This is a genomic window from Bradyrhizobium sp. UFLA06-06, assembly GCF_054820065.1.
Map to the genome: position 1 here is coordinate 91,759 of NZ_JADFUD010000007.1, position 16,147 is coordinate 107,905.

17 protein-coding genes are annotated in these 16,147 nt (G+C 65.8%); 8 read left to right on the plus strand and 9 right to left on the minus strand.

Annotated elements, in window-relative coordinates; all coding sequences use genetic code 11:
* Positions 1 to 57: 57 nt before the first annotated feature.
* From IF803_RS08320 to IF803_RS08330, 3 genes are read right to left on the minus strand one after another with little or no spacing between them, the layout of a single operon-like run.
* Positions 58 to 2,859, minus strand: coding sequence for a DUF4159 domain-containing protein (locus tag IF803_RS08320; RefSeq protein ID WP_461191906.1), 2,802 nt, complete (start codon positions 2,857 to 2,859; stop codon positions 58 to 60).
* Positions 2,859 to 3,800 carry a DUF58 domain-containing protein gene (locus IF803_RS08325; protein WP_461191846.1) on the minus strand — a complete coding sequence of 314 codons (942 nt, stop codon included), beginning with the start codon at positions 3,798 to 3,800 and terminating at the stop codon, positions 2,859 to 2,861. Before IF803_RS08325 ends, IF803_RS08320 begins: the two co-directional genes overlap by 1 nt.
* A complete protein-coding gene (locus IF803_RS08330) occupies positions 3,800 to 4,804 on the minus strand; it encodes an AAA family ATPase (protein WP_028338630.1) in 1,005 nt (334 codons plus the stop codon). The genes IF803_RS08325 and IF803_RS08330 overlap by 1 nt, the downstream gene beginning before the upstream one ends.
* Positions 4,805 to 5,055: 251 nt before the next feature.
* Between IF803_RS08330 and IF803_RS08335 the strand changes: the two genes are divergently transcribed.
* The 5 genes from IF803_RS08335 to IF803_RS08355 are packed head-to-tail and all read left to right on the plus strand — an operon-like array spanning position 5,056 to position 8,639.
* On the plus strand, positions 5,056 to 5,697 hold the full coding sequence (locus IF803_RS08335) for a DUF1285 domain-containing protein (RefSeq protein ID WP_461191847.1): 642 nt from the start codon (positions 5,056 to 5,058) through the stop codon (positions 5,695 to 5,697).
* 32 nt (positions 5,698 to 5,729) lie between these two features.
* Positions 5,730 to 6,365 (plus strand): CoA pyrophosphatase, encoded by a 636-nt coding sequence (locus IF803_RS08340; RefSeq protein WP_461191907.1) that lies wholly within the window; start codon positions 5,730 to 5,732, stop codon positions 6,363 to 6,365.
* Positions 6,362 to 6,625, plus strand: coding sequence for a DUF6111 family protein (locus IF803_RS08345; RefSeq protein ID WP_028338631.1), 264 nt, complete (start codon positions 6,362 to 6,364; stop codon positions 6,623 to 6,625). Before IF803_RS08340 ends, IF803_RS08345 begins: the two co-directional genes overlap by 4 nt.
* A complete protein-coding gene (locus tag IF803_RS08350) occupies positions 6,622 to 7,878 on the plus strand; it encodes a CCA tRNA nucleotidyltransferase (RefSeq protein WP_461191848.1) in 1,257 nt (418 codons plus the stop codon). The genes IF803_RS08345 and IF803_RS08350 overlap by 4 nt, the downstream gene beginning before the upstream one ends.
* A complete protein-coding gene (locus tag IF803_RS08355) occupies positions 7,875 to 8,639 on the plus strand; it encodes a TSUP family transporter (protein WP_461191849.1) in 765 nt (254 codons plus the stop codon). The genes IF803_RS08350 and IF803_RS08355 overlap by 4 nt, the downstream gene beginning before the upstream one ends.
* Before the next feature lie 56 nt (positions 8,640 to 8,695).
* Here IF803_RS08355 and IF803_RS08360 read toward each other — a convergent pair whose 3' ends face one another.
* The 6 genes from IF803_RS08360 to IF803_RS08385 form a co-directional block, all read right to left on the minus strand.
* On the minus strand, positions 8,696 to 8,968 hold the full coding sequence (locus IF803_RS08360) for a DUF2158 domain-containing protein (RefSeq protein WP_304496903.1): 273 nt from the start codon (positions 8,966 to 8,968) through the stop codon (positions 8,696 to 8,698).
* Positions 8,969 to 9,082: 114 nt separating this feature from the next.
* The gene (locus IF803_RS08365; protein WP_028338635.1) at positions 9,083 to 9,823 is read right to left on the minus strand and encodes an HAD family hydrolase; all 741 of its coding nucleotides are present in this window, start codon (positions 9,821 to 9,823) and stop codon (positions 9,083 to 9,085) included.
* Positions 9,814 to 10,710, minus strand: a complete 897-nt coding sequence (gene hemF / locus IF803_RS08370) for an oxygen-dependent coproporphyrinogen oxidase (protein ID WP_461191850.1) — start codon at positions 10,708 to 10,710, stop codon at positions 9,814 to 9,816. Before hemF ends, IF803_RS08365 begins: the two co-directional genes overlap by 10 nt.
* A gap of 2 nt (positions 10,711 to 10,712) precedes the next feature.
* Entirely contained in the window at positions 10,713 to 11,078 is a 366-nt protein-coding gene (locus IF803_RS08375) for a 6-pyruvoyl trahydropterin synthase family protein (RefSeq protein ID WP_028338637.1), read from the minus strand.
* Positions 11,079 to 11,105: 27 nt separating this feature from the next.
* Positions 11,106 to 11,738 (minus strand): 7-carboxy-7-deazaguanine synthase, encoded by a 633-nt coding sequence (gene queE, locus IF803_RS08380; RefSeq protein ID WP_461191851.1) that lies wholly within the window; start codon positions 11,736 to 11,738, stop codon positions 11,106 to 11,108.
* Positions 11,739 to 11,748: 10 nt separating this feature from the next.
* Positions 11,749 to 12,219 carry a tRNA (cytidine(34)-2'-O)-methyltransferase gene (locus IF803_RS08385; protein WP_057016985.1) on the minus strand — a complete coding sequence of 157 codons (471 nt, stop codon included), beginning with the start codon at positions 12,217 to 12,219 and terminating at the stop codon, positions 11,749 to 11,751.
* Between the two features lie 277 nt (positions 12,220 to 12,496).
* Here IF803_RS08385 and petA point away from each other — a divergent pair, with 277 nt between their 5' ends.
* The 3 genes from petA to IF803_RS08400 all read left to right on the plus strand — a co-directional run bounded on the left by petA (position 12,497) and on the right by IF803_RS08400 (position 16,030).
* The gene (petA, locus tag IF803_RS08390) at positions 12,497 to 13,027 is read left to right on the plus strand and encodes a ubiquinol-cytochrome c reductase iron-sulfur subunit (protein ID WP_028338640.1); all 531 of its coding nucleotides are present in this window, start codon (positions 12,497 to 12,499) and stop codon (positions 13,025 to 13,027) included.
* A 72-nt stretch (positions 13,028 to 13,099) separates the two neighbouring features.
* The gene (locus IF803_RS08395) at positions 13,100 to 15,172 is read left to right on the plus strand and encodes a cytochrome c1 (RefSeq protein WP_461191852.1); all 2,073 of its coding nucleotides are present in this window, start codon (positions 13,100 to 13,102) and stop codon (positions 15,170 to 15,172) included.
* Between the two features lie 183 nt (positions 15,173 to 15,355).
* Complete coding sequence (locus IF803_RS08400; protein WP_026193257.1) at positions 15,356 to 16,030, plus strand: dienelactone hydrolase family protein; 675 nt, start codon at positions 15,356 to 15,358, stop codon at positions 16,028 to 16,030.
* Positions 16,031 to 16,147 lie beyond the last annotated feature (117 nt).

Sequence of the window (16,147 nt, forward strand, 5' to 3'; positions counted from 1 at the left end):
TCTGGTCCTTCGGACCATCCCGGAATGACGGTGTTGGCAGCTGAATCACTCGCATCTCTACTGTCCCAGCCGCTCGATCAAAGCAGGCGCGTGCACCTGGTCGGCCTTGTAGTTGCCGGTCAGCGTGTACATCACGATGTTGACGCCGGCGCGGAAGGCGAATTCGCGCTGGCGCGGCTCGCCCGGCGTCAGCGGCAGCATCGGCTGACCGTCGGGGCGGATCGCCCAGGCACCGGCGAGGTCGTTCGACGTGATGATGATCGGCGAGACGCCGTCGCCGCCGCGTGCCGGGCGCTGTGCAGTCTCGTCGTCGTCCTCGCGCGGCAATGCCTCGACCCAGGTCTGGCCGGAGTTGAAGCGGCCGGGGAAGTCGCGCAGCAGATAGAACGTCTTGGTCAACACGTGCTCGCGCGGCACCGGCTCGAGCTCGGGCACGTCGAGGGTCGACAGCAGTTCGCGCAGCGTCTGCATGCCGGGCGTTTGCGATGAGCCGTTGTCACCCGGCGGCGCTTCGACGGCGTCACGGGTATCGAAGATGACGGTGCCGCCCTGCTTCATGTAGGCGTCGATCTTGTTGATGGCGTCCTGCGGCGGCTTCGGCGCGCCCGGCACGATCGGCCAGTAGATCAAGGGGAAGAACGCCAGCTCGTCGCGCGCGGGATCGATGCCGACCGGATCGCCGGCCTCCAGCGCGGTGCGCTGTCCGAGGAATAGCGTCAGTCCGGACATCCCCGCCTTGACGATGGAATCGACGTCGGCGTTGCCGGTGACGACATAGGCAAGCCGCGTCTGCGACACCGCCTTGATGGCGAAGTCGTCGCTGCTCTCCGCCCGTGTCGACGACGGCGCGAACGTCACGAGTATCAAGGCGAAGGCGAGCACGGCCGGTGCCGCGCGCCGCCGGATCAGCGCGGCGAGGCCGCCGCCGAGCATGGCGACCACGATCGCATCGAGCAGGAACAGCGCCAGCGCCGTCGACAGCATGATGCCGCGCAGGTCGCGCGGCTCGGCGTTGGTGTAGCTCGCACGCGTCGCGCGCAGGGCCGAGGTGTCGAGCGGCGCGATGCGATCGGCGGAGGCGAGCGTGTTGACCGCGATCGGGCTCTCGGCCGTGCCGTAGAAGCCGGGCGGATGGTCGGCCGTGCCGCGATCGCGATAGTCTGCCGACATCGGCTTGGCGCTCGAGGGCGGTGGGCCGAAGACGCCGAAGCCGTCGAGCGTGCGCAGCGGCGCAACGGTCTCGGCGTTAGGATCGCTGGCGACGCCGGGGCCGGGCTTCGAGGTATAGCCGGACATGTCGATCAGCCGGCGCAGCATCTCGACGAAGGTGCCGGACATCGGCAGATCCGACCATCGCATGTCGGCGCCGACATGGAACAGGCTGACCACGCCCTTGCCGCGACGCTCGCCGGTGACCAGCGGCGTGCCGTCCTCCAGCGAGGCCCAGCTCTTGGTCGAGAGCACGGCGTCGGGCTCGGCCAGCACCTGGCGGTTGACGGTAATATCCTTCGGCACGGTGAGGCCCGAGAACGGGCCATCGGCGGCGAACGAGGCCATGTGCTGCGGCTTCTCCCAGGTCAGGCTGCCGCCGAGCGTGCGTCCGCCGCGGCGCAGCTTGACGGGAACGAGGTCGTCATCGGCCTGGGCGAGGCGGGGACCTGCGAAGCGCACCAGCACGCCGCCTTGCTCGATCCAGGCATTGAGGCGGTCGCGGATCTCCGGCGAGAGCGTGCCGACGTCGGCCATCACGATCATCGGCAGCCGCTGGTCGAGGAATTGCCCGATCACCTGCTGCGGCGCGCCGCGATCGCCGAGCCTGACATCGGCGAATGGCGACAGCGCGCGGGAGAGATAGAAGGTCGACGCCAAGAGCGGCTGCGCGGTGTCGTTGCTCGCACCCGAGACCACGCCGATGGCGCGGCGGCGCCAGCGCCGGTCGAGCAGCTGCACGGCGCCGGCCGAATGCTCGCCGGAGATTTCGAGTCGTGCGATGTCATTGCGCAACTCGACCGGAAGATCGAAGGCGGCGTCGGTCTCGCGATCCTGCGGTCCGAATGTGTAGCGGGCCTCGCCGATCGGCGAGCCCTTGGCGTCGACCGCACGCACCGTTCCCGCCGCGATGCCGCTCTCGGTGCGCAGCACCTTCACCGTCATCTTGGCGGCGGCGTTCTCGGCCGCGACCAGCGCCTGCGCCGACTGCGCTCCGCCCGCATAGATCGTCAGATTGCGGCTCTCGATCACCTTGCCGAGCCCCTCGGTGAACTCGCTGCCGCGGCCGGTGTCGACGCCGTCGGACAGCCAGGCGATGTCGCAGTCGCCGGTCGATTTGAGGAAACGTTCCAGCGCGCTGAGGGTTTCAACCCGATCGACCGAGTAGGGCTTTGGCGCGAGCTGGCGCAGCGCGACGCGCGCGGCGCCGGCCGGCATCAGCGTGATGTCGCGCGCGGGCTCGGACAGCGGCACCAGCGCGACACCGCGACGGTCGCTGTCGGCGTTGGCGACCAGTTCGTCCGCGGCCCTGATCCGCGCATCCCAACTCGAGGCCGCGCTCCAGCCGTCGTCGAGCAGGATCACCAGCGGCAATTTACCGGCGGCGACGCCGGTCTGCGGATTCCAGATCGGGCCGGCGGCGGCGAAGATGACGAGCGCGGCGGCGGCGAGCCGCAGCAACGTCAGCCACCACGGCGTGCGCGACGGCGTCTCCTCCTTGGGCGCGATGTCGAACAATAGCCGCGTCGGCGGGAATTCGATCCGGCGCGGCCGCGGCGGCATCACGCGCAAGAGCCACCACAGCACCGGCAGGCTGACCAGCCCCAGCAGCAGCAGCGGTTCGGCAAAGGAGAGGGGGAGGCCTGCGATCATGCGCTGCGTCCCGCCTTGACTGTTGAGCGGCCGCCGCCCTTGCTCACCATCATGCCGGCATGCAGGAACAACAGCAGCTCGGCCGCGGAGCGGCTGGTGGTGTGGGTCGAGAACAGCCAGTCGAGCCGGTTGGTCTCATTGCGGATCTGGTCGCGATGCAGCGCGACGCGCGCGACATAGTCGTTCGCCCAGCTTTCCGCGCGGCCTGCGGTGATGACGCTGCCGGCCTCCGGCTCGACGAATTCGACACGGCCGGAATAAGGGAAGGTCTCTTCGGCCGGATCGACGACCTGGATCATGGCGCCGTGCGCGCCGGAGGAGGAAAGCCCGGCCAGCATCGTCGTGATTTCTGCTATCGGCGACCAGAAATCCGACAACACGACGACTTCGGCCAGCGACGACGGCACGAAGGACGGCGGCAGGCTCGCGCGCGTCTTCTCGTCGTGCAACATCGCTTCCGCCATCTTGTCGATCACGTTGAGGCTTGCGGTCGGGTTCATCAGGCCGGGAATGCCGACGCGTTCTCCGCCCGCAACGAGCAACTCGGCGAGCGCGAAGGCTACGATCAGTCCGCGCTCCAGTTTGCTGTCGCGCGCCTCGCGCGAGGCAAAGGCCATCGACGGCGAGCGGTCGGGCCAGATCCACACCGTGTGCGCGGCTTCCCACTCCTGCTCGCGGACATAGAGATGGTCGTCGCGTGCCGAGCGGCGCCAGTCGACGCGCTGCGACGGCTCGCCGGAGACGAAGCGGCGGTATTGCCAAAAATTTTCGCCCGAGCCGGCGCGGCGGCGGCCGTGCAGGCCATGGATGACGTTGGCGGCGACACGGCGGGCCTCAAGCACCAGACGTGGCAGCGACGCGGCGAGCGTTCGGCTTTCGCCATCGGCACGTCGAACCGCAAGGATCTCCTCGTTCTGGTGCCTGTTGTCTGCGGCCATCAACCGATCCGGGTCTTCAGTTGCTTGATCACGTCGGGAATGGTGCGGCCCTCGGCGCGTGCCGAGAAGGTCAGCGCCATGCGGTGCTTGAGCACGGGCTCGGCGAGATCGAGCACATCGTCGATCGACGGCGCGAGTCTTCCATCGAGCAATGCACGGGCGCGCACCGCGAGCATCAAGGCCTGGCTGGCGCGGGGACCCGGTCCCCATGCGATCAGCTTGCCGGCCTCGCCGCCCTCGGTGCCGGGGCGCGCGGCGCGGACCAGCGTCAGGATCGCCTCGACCACGGAATCGCCGACCGGCAGGCGCCGCACCAGGCGTTGTGCGGTGAGCAGCGTTTCCGCGTCCATCGACGGCGTGGCACGCGCTTCTTCGGCGCCGGTGGTTTCGAACAGGATGCGCCGCTCGGCGTCGCGATCGGGATAGTCGACGTCGATTTCCATCAGGAAGCGGTCGAGCTGCGCTTCGGGCAGCGGGTAGGTGCCTTCCTGCTCGAGCGGGTTCTGGGTCGCGAGCACGTGGAACGGCTTTGGCAAATCATGCCGCGCGCCGGCAATGGTGATGTGCTGCTCCTGCATGGCTTGCAGCAGCGCCGACTGGGTGCGCGGGCTGGCGCGGTTGATCTCGTCGGCCATCAGCAGCTGCGCGAACACGGGACCTGCGATGAAGCGAAACGAACGCTTGCCGGCCGAGCTCTCGTCGAGCACTTCGGCGCCGAGAATATCCGACGGCATCAGGTCCGGCGTGAACTGAATGCGCTTGGCATCGAGGCCGAGCGTGACGCCGAGCGTTTCGACCAGCTTGGTCTTGGCGAGGCCGGGCACGCCGATCAACAGCGCGTGGCCGCCGGACAGGATCGTCACCAGAGTGTTTTCGATCACCTGCTCCTGGCCGAAGATGACGGTGGAGACCGCTTCCTTGGCGGCCTTGATCTGCCCCGCGACCTGCTCGGCCGAACGGACGATCACATCCTCCAGTTTCTCGACGCTGTCTGCACCAGCCATTCGATCCGCTCCTTCTTGACGATGCGCGCACATTGGCGCGCCGTCATCTGTCGTCGTCATCTGTCGTCATCTTGGCCCTCATGCTAAACCTCAGCGAAGGCCATGTATTCGTTGAATTAAACTATCCCCACCTTATCGGTGTTTCAGGGTATGAACGGCATCACGATGTGGCGAGAATGACATCCCGACCACATCTCAGGATATGTGCACCAAACGTGCCAGATTGAAGGTAGGAAACCTTAAGGCAAACAATGGCGAAGCAAGGGCAGAGCGATTCCGGCAGGGAAACTACGGGCCTCGGGAGCAAGGGTCTCGAAGGGCTCACCACGGCCGCCAATCAAGCTGCGACATCCGGTGCGGCCGGACGCAAGGGCCTGCCGCCGGTTCACCTGTGGAATCCGCCATTCTGCGGCGATCTCGACATGCGAATCGCGCCTGACGGCACCTGGTTCTACATGGGAACGCCGATCGGCCGCCCCGCGCTGGTGCGGCTGTTCTCCACGATCCTGAAGCGTGAGGACGGCAAGCACTTTCTCGTGACACCGGTGGAGAAGGTCGGCATCCGCGTCGACGACGCGCCGTTCCTTGCCGTGGAAATGCAGACCGGGGAAGACGCGCGCGGCCGCCTGCTCAGGTTCCGCACCAATGTCGACGATTGGGTCGATTGCGAGAAAGGCCACGGCCTCAGATTCGAGGCTGCCGAGGACGGCGGATTGACGCCCTATCTGCATGTCCGCGCCGATTTGTGGGCCAAGGTCACCCGCGCGCTCTATTACGATCTGGTTGACATGGGCGAGCAGCGGATGGTCGATGGTCAAGAGATGTTCGGCATCGAGTCCGGCGGCGAGTTCTTCGCGATGGCCGATGCCAGTCAGGTGAGGGACGCACTTTGAACGAGCCGTTGCTGAAGGTGGAGCCGGCGACGATCAGCTCGACGGAATTCTTCGCGCGGGCCCGCACGCGGCTCACTTTCGATGTGCCGCCGGGCCTGGTCGATCCGCATATCATTCCGCGCACCGGAGACTCCGGCAACGACCGCATGCTCGAGATCGTGGCGCAGGAGCAGCCGGTGCGGCCGGCCGCGGTGCTGATCCCGGTGGTCGATCACCTCGAGCCGACCGTGCTGTTGACGCAGCGCTCGCCCAATCTGTCGAGCCATGCCGGCCAGATTTCGTTTCCCGGCGGCAAGATCGACGCCACCGACGCCTCGCCGCTCGATGCCGCGCTGCGCGAGGCCTGCGAGGAAGTCGGGCTGAAGCGGGAATTCATCGACCCGGTCGGCTATCTCGACCTTTATGGTACCGCGTTCGGCTTCCGTATCCTGCCGACAGTCGCCAAGGTGAAGCCGGGATTCACGCTTGCGATCAACGAGGCGGAGGTGGTCGATGCGTTCGAGGTGCCGCTCGCCTTCCTGATGAATCCCGAGAATCATCAGATCCACACCAAGGAATTCCGCGGCATGGACCGGTCCTATTACGCGATGCCGTTCGCCGAGCGCTACATCTGGGGCGCGACCGCGGGCATCCTGCGCGTGTTGTATGAGCGGATCTATCTGTCATGATCCGCACGGTATTGACCGAGATCGGAATCTTTCTGGTCCCGTTCGCGGTCTATGCCATCTTCCTCATCGCGACGCGGTCCGGCGTGACGCTGCCGGCGTCATGGCCGCTCGACATGCTGGCGAAGCTGACGCTGGTGGCGCTGGTGATGGTCATCGTGAGCTTCGTGCTGCTGGCCGAATTGACCGGCGCGCCGCCGAACTCGACCTACGTTCCCGCCCATATCGAGAACGGCAAGCTGGTGCCGGGAGTTGAGAAATGAGCGAGGTGCGCCTGTTGTCCGACGCGCCATGGCTCGCTTCCGGGCCCGCGGCGCACGTGCTCGGCCTGCTCAATGCCGACGGCGAGGAAGCGCGGGTGATCGGCGGGGCCGTGCGCAACGCCTTGATGCAGATTCCGCTCGCCGACATCGACATCGCCACCACGGCGCTGCCGGAGGAGGTGATCCGCCGCGCCAAGCGGGCGGGCATCAAGAGCGTGCCGACCGGCATCGAGCACGGCACGGTGACCCTGGTCGTCGACAGCCACCCCTTCGAGGTGACGACGCTGCGCGAGGATACCGAGACCTACGGCCGCAAGGCCAGGGTGGCGTTCGGGCGCGACTGGGTGCGCGACGCCGAGCGGCGCGACTTCACCATCAACGGCCTGTCGGTCGACGCCTCCGGCGTCGTGCACGATCACGTCGGCGGCCTCGCCGACATCGAGGCGAGGCGCGTGCGCTTCATCGGCGATCCCGCGCAGCGGATTGCCGAGGACTATCTGCGCATCCTGCGCTTCTTCCGTTTCCATGCCGCCTATGGCGCGGACGAGGTCGATCGCGCCGGCTATCTCGCCTGCGTCAGCGGGCGCGCCGGATTGGCCGGCCTCTCGGCCGAGCGGATTCGCATGGAGATGCTCAAGCTCGTGGTCGCGAACGGCGCCGCGAGTGCAGTGGTCGCGATGAGTGACGGCGGCTTGCTGCAGCCGCTGTTCGGCGGCGTCGCCTATACCGGCCCGTTCGCGGCGATGATCGAGATCGAGCAACTGATGAAGCTCGCGCCGAGCGCGATGCGAAGGCTGGCCGCGCTGACGGTCGCCGTGACCGAGGACGCGCGTCGCATCGCCGGCCGGCTGCGGCTCTCCAACGCCGAGGCCAAGGCGCTCGATTCGATGGGCCATCGCTGGTGGCGTCTGCCCGGCATGGACGAGGCCCATGCCAAGCGCAGGCTCTACCGGCTCGACGAGGAGCCCTATCGCGACCGGCTGCTGCTCGCCTGGGCGCGCACCGGCGCGGGCCAGGATGTCGATCAATGGCGCGCGCTCGCCACGCTGCCAGAGCGCTGGCGCGCGCCTCACTTTCCCTTGAGGGCGTCGGATTTCGTCGCGCGCGGCATTGCCGAGGGACCGGCACTGGGGCATGTACTGACCTTGGCCGAGGATGCTTGGCTAGCCGCGGATTTCCCGCTGGATCCGCAGGTGTTGTCTGGCATCGCCGACCAGACCGTTTCCCGCTTCACCCGCGATCATCGGCTTTGAATTTCCTCTCCGGCCTCGCAGATATCTCGCTCTTTCAAATTCTGCTTGTCGCAGCCGTCGCGCTGTTTGCTTCCGTGATCGGTGGTCTTGCCGGCTATGGCACCGGCGCCTTGATGCCGCTGGTGCTGGTGCCGATGGTTGGCGCCGAGCCGGTCGTGCCGATCATCGCGATCTCATCGATCTTCACCAATTCCAGCCGCTTCATTGCCTTTGTCAGGTTTGCCGACCGCCGCAAGGCAATCATCGTGATCGCGGCGGCGCTATGCTCCACGGCGCTCGGCGCATACGGCTATACAAGGCTGACCAGTGCCGGCGCCTCGCTCGTGATCGGGAGCATGCTGATCCTGAGTGTGCCGCTCAGGCGGCTGTTGCGCAAGCACAGCGTCAGGATCGGTGAGCGGGGCCTTGCGGCCGGTGCCATCGGTTATGGCGTCGTGGTCGGCGGCACCGCGGGCTCGGGCGTCATCCTGCTGTCGCTGCTGATGGCGGCTGGGCTCGAAGGCGCCGCGGTGGTCGCGACCGATGCGGTGATTTCACTGACAAGTGCCGCGGTCAAGATTTCGGTGTTCGGCTTGACCGGCGTCATCACCGCGCAGGTGCTGGCGCTTGCGCTGCTGATCGGCCTGGTCGCCATACCCGGCGCGTTCCTGGCCAAGGCCTTTGTCGAGCGGATGCCGGTGCATATCCACACCGCGATCCTCGATGCCGCCGTGGTCACCGGCGGCGTGGTGATGATTGCAAGCGCGCTGCGCGCGCTCTGACGGGAGGCGGAGGCGATGCTGCCGGCGCCTGCCAGTCAGCATCGCGCCAACGGATCTCACGCCGCCTTGCGCTTCTTCTTGCGGTCGCCGTCGTCGTCTTCGTCCTCGTCGTCTTCTTCCTCGTCGTCCTCGTCTTCGTCGTCTTCCTCTTCATCGTCCTCCGGATCGAGCTCGGTCGATTCGAGTGCGACGAGCGGCAAGGTTTCGCGAAACAGGTCGCCGTCCGTGCCCATCCACAGACACGCGACCTTGTCCTCGTCGATTTCGACGACCGTGATCGGATGGCCGCCGGACTTCAGCATGACAACATCGCCTGGTTTCAGTTCCATGATTTTCCCTCCGCGCTGGATGACGCGGACGGCAGGCTAGCGACCGGTGATGACAGTCAAATCACGGCCGGCGGCAGCTTGAATGGAATTGACGTGGAAAACGGCCGCGATGCGCTATTTGCGCGCGGCAGGAACCAGTTCGCTCAGCGAGCGGATGATGCGGTCGGGCTTGATGGTCGATCCCGGCGGCAGCCCGACACCGTGCACGTCCATCCAGATCGCATAGATGCCAAGCCGCTGCGGCGCCACGACTTCCCACTCGAGATTGTCGCCGATCATCCAGGTGTCGGATGCGGTGACGCCGAGTGCTTCCATCGCGTGCAGGTAGGCGCGCTCCTCCGGCTTGCCGAAGCCGTGCTCGCCCTCGATCTGGATGTGATCGAAGCGATGGCCGAGCGCGAAGCGCTCGACCTTGGCGCGCTGCATGTCGGCGGCGCCGTTGGTGACCAGCGCGAGCTTGATGCCGAGCGCCTTCAAGGCATCGATCGCTTCATGCGCGCCGGGGAAGACGAACATCTCCTCCTCGCGATAGGCGGTGAAGCGATCGGCGATGCGGTCCGCGAGATCGTCCGGCAGCGCGCGGTGACCGGCCGCCGCAAGCGCCGCGAAGCCGCCCTTCACGGTGAGCCGTCGCGCCTCGCCGAGCTTGATCCGCCAGATCGGCTCGGCGGTTGACCAGAATTGCCGCGCATAGGCCAACAGCGCCGTCGCGACCTGATCCGGGGGCAGGGGAGCCAGCTCCGCGGCGAACTCCGTGGTGATCGTGTTCCAGGCGATCTCGGGGCGTCCATAGGCCGACAGGATGGTGTCGTCCATGTCGATCAGCATCGCGCGCGGCAGGTTCATCACGGCCATTTCACCTCCGGCGGCAGCGACGACAGGATCGAATCCACATTGCCGCCGGTCTTCAGGCCGAAGATGGTGCCGCGATCATAGAGCAGGTTGAACTCGACATAGCGACCGCGGCGGACCAGCTGCTCGTCGCGATCCTCCGCGCTCCAGGCGGCCTCGAAATTGCGCCGCACCAGGTCGGGATAGATTTTCAGGAAGCTGCGCCCGACGTCCTGGGTGAAGGCGAGATCGGCCTCCCAGTCGCCGCTGTCGTGCCAGTCATAGAAGATGCCGCCGATGCCGCGCGCTTCCTTGCGGTGCGGCAGGTAGAAATAGTCATCGCACCATTTCTTGTACTTGTCGTAGTCGGCGACGCCGTTCGGCCCGTTGCACGCCTCCTTCATCGCGGCGTGGAAGGCGACCGTGTCGGGGTCCTCCTGGGTGCGCCTGCGGTTCAGCACCGGCGTCAGGTCGGCGCCGCCGCCGAACCAGGCCTTGGTGGTGACGACGAAGCGGGTGTTCATGTGCACGGCAGGCACGTTCGGATTGCGCAAATGCGCGATCAGCGAAATGCCCGACGCCCAAAATCGTGGATCGTCGGCGGCACCTGGAATCTGCGCGCGGAATTCGGGGGCGAACTCGCCGTGCACGGTCGAGCAGTGCACGCCGACCTTTTCGAACAGCCGGCCCTTCATGATCGACATCACGCCGCCGCCGCCCGGCTTGCCGGTGTGGTCGGTGCGGTCCCAGGGGGTGCGCGCGAACCGGCCGGCGGCGCCGGGATAAAGCCTGGATGGGGCGTCGTCCTCGAGCTTCTCGAAGACCGCGCAGATGTCGTTGCGCAGCGCCTCGAACCAGCCGCGCGCACGCGCCTTGCGGTCCTCGATGATGGCGGGGTCTGTTGGCAGCATGACTAACCTTGCGGGCCGAAGTATGTGCAGCTCTCGTTGCAGCTGTCGCGATGGACGCTGACGCGGCTCAGCTTGCCTGCGTGTTGCAGCCGCTCCCAGATGAAGCGCGACAGATTCTCCAGCGTCGGCACGCCGATCGCCTCGATCTTGTTCAGGAACTTATGGTCGAGCGTCTTCTGCACCTCGGCCATCGCGCGTTCGAGCAGGCCGAGATCGATCACCATGCCGGTTTTCGGGTCGGGCGTGCCGCGCACCGTGACTTCGGCGCGGAAGGAGTGGCCGTGAATCTCCTCGCTGGCGGTGCCAAATGTCGTTCCGGACAGCGCATGCGCAGCCTCGAACCGAAACGCTTTCGTCAATTCCCACATCTCGTTCAACAATCCGATTCTGTTAGTTCATCTAATCCCGAGTGTCTTGTGCGTCTGCACGCTAAGGCGCCATTGCGGGTGCTTCAGGCAATAGGCGATTGCCCGCTCGGTATTCTCGATCACATCGGGGCCGTCCATCGGCTGCAGCGAGAAGCGCTCGAAGGCGAGGCCCGCGAAATCCTCCGGAGTGTTCTCCATTTGCGGATAGACCAGTTTGAGCTCGTGCCCCTTGCGCACCACGAGTTCGGATGCAGCCTTGGGACTGACGCAGATCCAGTCGAGCCCGTCGGGCGGGGCGATGGTGCCGTTGGTCTCGATCGCGATCGCAAAGCCGTGATCGTGCAGGGCCTCGATCAGGGCCGCGTCGACCTGCAGCAGCGGCTCGCCGCCGGTCAGGACGACGTAGCGGGCGGCCTCGCCTCCGGTCCATTGCGCGGCAATGGTGCCGGCAAGCTCTTCCGCGGTCGCATAACGGCCGCCCAGCGTGCCGTCGGTGCCGACGAAATCGGTGTCGCAGAATTTGCAGACGGCGCCGGCGCGGTCCTGCTCGCGGCCGCTCCAGAGGTTGCAGCCGGCGAAGCGGCAGAACACGGAGGCCCGGCCCGCATGGGCGCCTTCGCCCTGCAGGGTGAGAAATATCTCCTTGACCGCGTAGCTCACCAAAAATCCCTTAAGTTGCCGAACCGGCAATTCCTGAACCGGTCTGCCGCAGCGCCTCGCCGACGGCCATGGCCGCCGTGACGGCCACATTGAGCGAACGCATGGTCGGCCGGATCGGAATTACCAGCCGCGCATCCGCTGCGGCCACCACCGCGTCGGTCACCCCTGCCGTCTCGCGCCCGAACAGCAGGACATCGGAGGCCGTATACGCGAAATCAAGGTAGGATTTCGCCGCCTTGGTCGTGAACAGCACCAGCCGGCATCCGGCCTCGGCCCGCCATTCCTCGAATTTCGACCATGAGTCGTGACGCTTCAACCGCACATGGTCGAGATAGTCCATACCCGCCCGGCGGAAATTCCGATCCGAGGTGTCGAATCCCGCCGGTTCGATGATATGGGCCGCCACGTCCAGGCAGGCGCAGAGGCGCAGAATCGTCCCTGTATTCTGGGGGATGTCGGGCTGGAACAGCGCGATCTGCATGGTGCGGGCGGCCTGTGAAATCCGGATGAAATTGTCTCAATAAAACATCGCTCGGCGCGGATTTCGTGCATTGCACGTGTGCGAGCCGATAGCGGGCTTGCGCTCGTCCGGCAAGGGTGCCAATAGAACGATTCTGGACTGCTGTTCCGCCATTTGGGGTGGGGAATAGCGGTTTTCTGCCGCCGCGGGGGCCGCGGGCGCCGGCAGCCTTTCTTGGGGCGCGTCCTGCGTCTCCAGGGCGGTTCCACCGGCTGCAGAAAAGAAAGGGCTAGGAATCGTGACGACAGCGTCTTCGGCGGACCATCCGACACGCCGTGATTTTCTCTTTGTTGCAACCGGAGCTGCCGCCGCGGTCGGCGCAGCCGCCACCGTCTGGCCGCTGGTTGCCCAGATGAACCCGGATGCCGCGACGATCGCGGCCGGCGCGCCGATCGAGGTCGATCTGACGCCGATCGCCGAGGGCCAGGACGTCAAGGTCTTCTGGCGCGGCAAGCCGATCTACATCAGCCATCGCACCAAGAAGCAGATCCAGGAGGCCCAGAGCGTGGCGCTCTCGAGCCTGCCCGATCCGCAGCCCGACTCGGCCCGCGTCAAGGCCGGCCACGACCAGTGGCTGGTTGTGATTGGCATCTGCACCCATCTCGGCTGCATCCCGATCGCCCATGAAGGCAATTACGACGGCTTCTTCTGCCCCTGCCATGGCTCGCAGTACGACTCCTCCGGTCGTATCCGCCAGGGGCCGGCGCCCGCCAACCTGGCGGTGCCGCCCTACGCCTTCCTTTCCGACACCAAAATCCAGATCGGCTAAGTCCCGGCCCCTCCGGGATTTCGGCTTCCACTTGGACCCATCGCGTCGTTTTTCTTCTTCAGGATCGCATCAATGAGCGGACCATCTGATTTCCAACCGAGCAACCCCGCCTTGAAGTGGATCGAACGGCGCCTTCCGATCTTCGGCCTGATCCACTCCTCGTTCGTGGCCTATCCGACGCCGCGCAACCTGAATTACTGGTGGACCTTCGGCGCCATCCTTTCGATGATGCTGGCGCTGCAGATCCTGACCGGCGTGATCCTGGCGATGCACTACACGCCGCACGCCGACCTCGCCTTCAAGTCGGTCGAGCTGATCGTCCGCGACGTCAATTACGGCTGGCTGCTGCGCAACATGCATGCGTGCGGCGCGTCGATGTTCTTCTTCGCCGTCTACATCCATATGTTCCGCGGCCTCTATTACGGGTCGTACAAGGAGCCGCGTGAGGTGCTGTGGATCCTCGGCGTCATCATCTACCTCCTGATGATGGCGACGGGCTTCATGGGCTACGTGCTGCCGTGGGGCCAGATGAGCTTCTGGGGCGCCACCGTCATCACCAATCTGTTCTCGGCCGTGCCCTATTTCGGCGAGAGCATCGTGACCCTGCTGTGGGGCGGCTATTCGGTCGGCAACCCGACGCTGAACCGCTTCTTCTCGCTGCACTATCTGCTGCCGTTCGTGATCGCCGGCGTGGTCGTGCTGCACGTCTGGGCGCTGCACGTCGCGGGTCAGAACAACCCGGCCGGCGTCGAGGCCAAGACCGAGAAGGACACCGTTGCGTTCACGCCGTATGCGACGATCAAGGACATGTTCGGCGTGTCCTGCTTCCTGATCTTCTTCGCCTGGTTCATCTTCTACATGCCGAACTATCTCGGCGACGCCGACAACTACATCCCGGCGAACCCGGGCGTGACGCCGGCGCACATCGTGCCTGAATGGTACTACCTGCCGTTCTACGCGATCCTGCGTTCGATCCCGAACAAGCTCGCCGGTGTCGTGGCGATGTTCTCGGCGATCATCATCCTGTGCTTCCTGCCCTGGCTCGACAGCGCACGGACCCGTTCGTCGAAGTATCGTCCGCTGGCCAAGCAGTTCTTCTGGATCTTCGTGGTGGTCTGCATCCTGCTCGGCTACCTCGGCTCGCAGCCGCCGGAAGGCATCTATGTAATCGCCGGCCGCATCCTGACGGTCTGCTACTTCGCCTACTTCCTGATCGTGCTGCCGCTGCTCGCCCGCATCGAGACCCCGCGTCCGGTGCCGAACTCGATCGCCGACGACGTGCTGGCGAAGAGCAAGGGCAGGGCCGCGACCGCGGCCTCTGTGATGCTCGCGATGGTGGTGGCCGGCAGCCTACTCGTCGGCGGCTCCCAGAACGCCAAGGCCGAGGAGGGTGGCAACGCGCCGCCGGCCCAGAAGTGGTCGTTCTCCGGTCCTTTCGGCACCTATGACCGTGGCTCGCTGCAGCGCGGCTTGAAGGTCTACAAGGAAGTCTGTGCCGCCTGTCACGGCCTGTCCTATGTCGCGTTCCGCAACCTCGCCGATCCCGGCGGCCCCGGCTATTCGCCGGCGCAGGCGGCGGCGTTCGCGTCCGAGTACAAGATCAAGGACGGTCCGAACGACCAGGGCGAGATGTTCGAGCGTCCGGGCCGTCCGGCGGATTACTTCCCGTCGCCGTTCCCGAACGAGCAGGCCGCGCGCGCGGCCAATGGCGGCGCGGCGCCGCCCGACCTCTCGCTGATCACCAAGGCGCGGTCCTACAAGCGCGGCTTCCCGCAGTTCGCGATCGACTTCTTCACCCAGTACCAGGAGCAGGGACCTGATTACGTCGACGCCATCCTGCAGGGCTTCGAGGACAAGGCTCCGGCAGGCGTCACGATCCCGGAGGGATCCTACTACAACAAGTACTTCCCCGGCCACGCCATCAAGATGCCGAAGCCGCTGTCCGACGGACAGGTGACCTTCGACGACGGTTCGCCGGCGACGGTCAAGCAGTACGCGCATGACGTCACCACGTTCCTGATGTGGGCCGCCGAGCCGCACATGGAGGAGCGCAAGCGGATCGGCATGCAGGTGTTCTTCTTCCTGGTCGTCTTCGCCTTCCTGATGTACTTCACCAAGCGCAAGGTCTGGGCCAACGCCCACTGATCTCGGGTACGGTATAGCGAGTTTGAAAAAGCCCCTTCGGGGGCTTTTTTGTTTGCAATCTCTCCGTCATTCCGGGGTGACGCGGTAGCATCGAACCCGGAATGACAGTGTCGTCAATTGCGTCGGCCGCCGAGTGCGGACAAGATGCCGGCCAATCAGCCGGCAAACATTGCGGAGGAACTCATGGGTACCAGCATCAGCTTCAAGCGTCCGGACGGCAAGGAAGCGTCGGGCTATCTCGCCAATGCGGCGCGCGGCAACGCACCCGGCGTCGTCGTGATCCAGGAATGGTGGGGCCTGTCGGACCAGATCAAGGGCCTGTGCGACCGCTTCGCGGTGGCCGGCTTCGATGCGCTGGCGCCAGATCTCTACAAGGGCAAGGTGGTGCCGTATCACGACACCGATGCCGCGGGCAAAGAGATGAACTCGCTCGACTTCATGGACGCCACCACGCAGACGGTGCGGGGCGCTGCGCAGTATCTCGCCAAGAACGGCGCCAAGGTCGGCCTGACCGGCTTCTGCCTCGGCGGCGCGGTGACCATCATCGGCTCGGTGCATGTGCCGGAATTGACCGCGGGCGTCGTGTTCTACGGCATCCCGCCGGAGCAGGCCGCCAAGCCCGCCGACGTCAGGATTCCGCTGCAGGCGCACTTCGCCAACAAGGACGATTGGTGCACGCCCGAGCTTGTCAGCAATTTCGAGAAGGCGATGAAGGCCGCCGGCAAGTCGCTCGAGCTGTTCCGCTACGACGCCGAGCACGCCTTCGTCAACGAGCAGCGCCAGTCGGTGCACGACCGCGAGGCCGCCGAACTCGCCTGGGGCCGCGCCACGGACTTCTTCAAGAAGCATCTGGGGTAGAGGCATCCTCAAGCTAGATGTCGTCCCTGCGAAAGCAGGGACCCATACGCTACGGCTGTCGTAACAGGCACTCGGGCAGTGATCTCGCTAAATGACTGCATCCGGTGGTTATGGGTC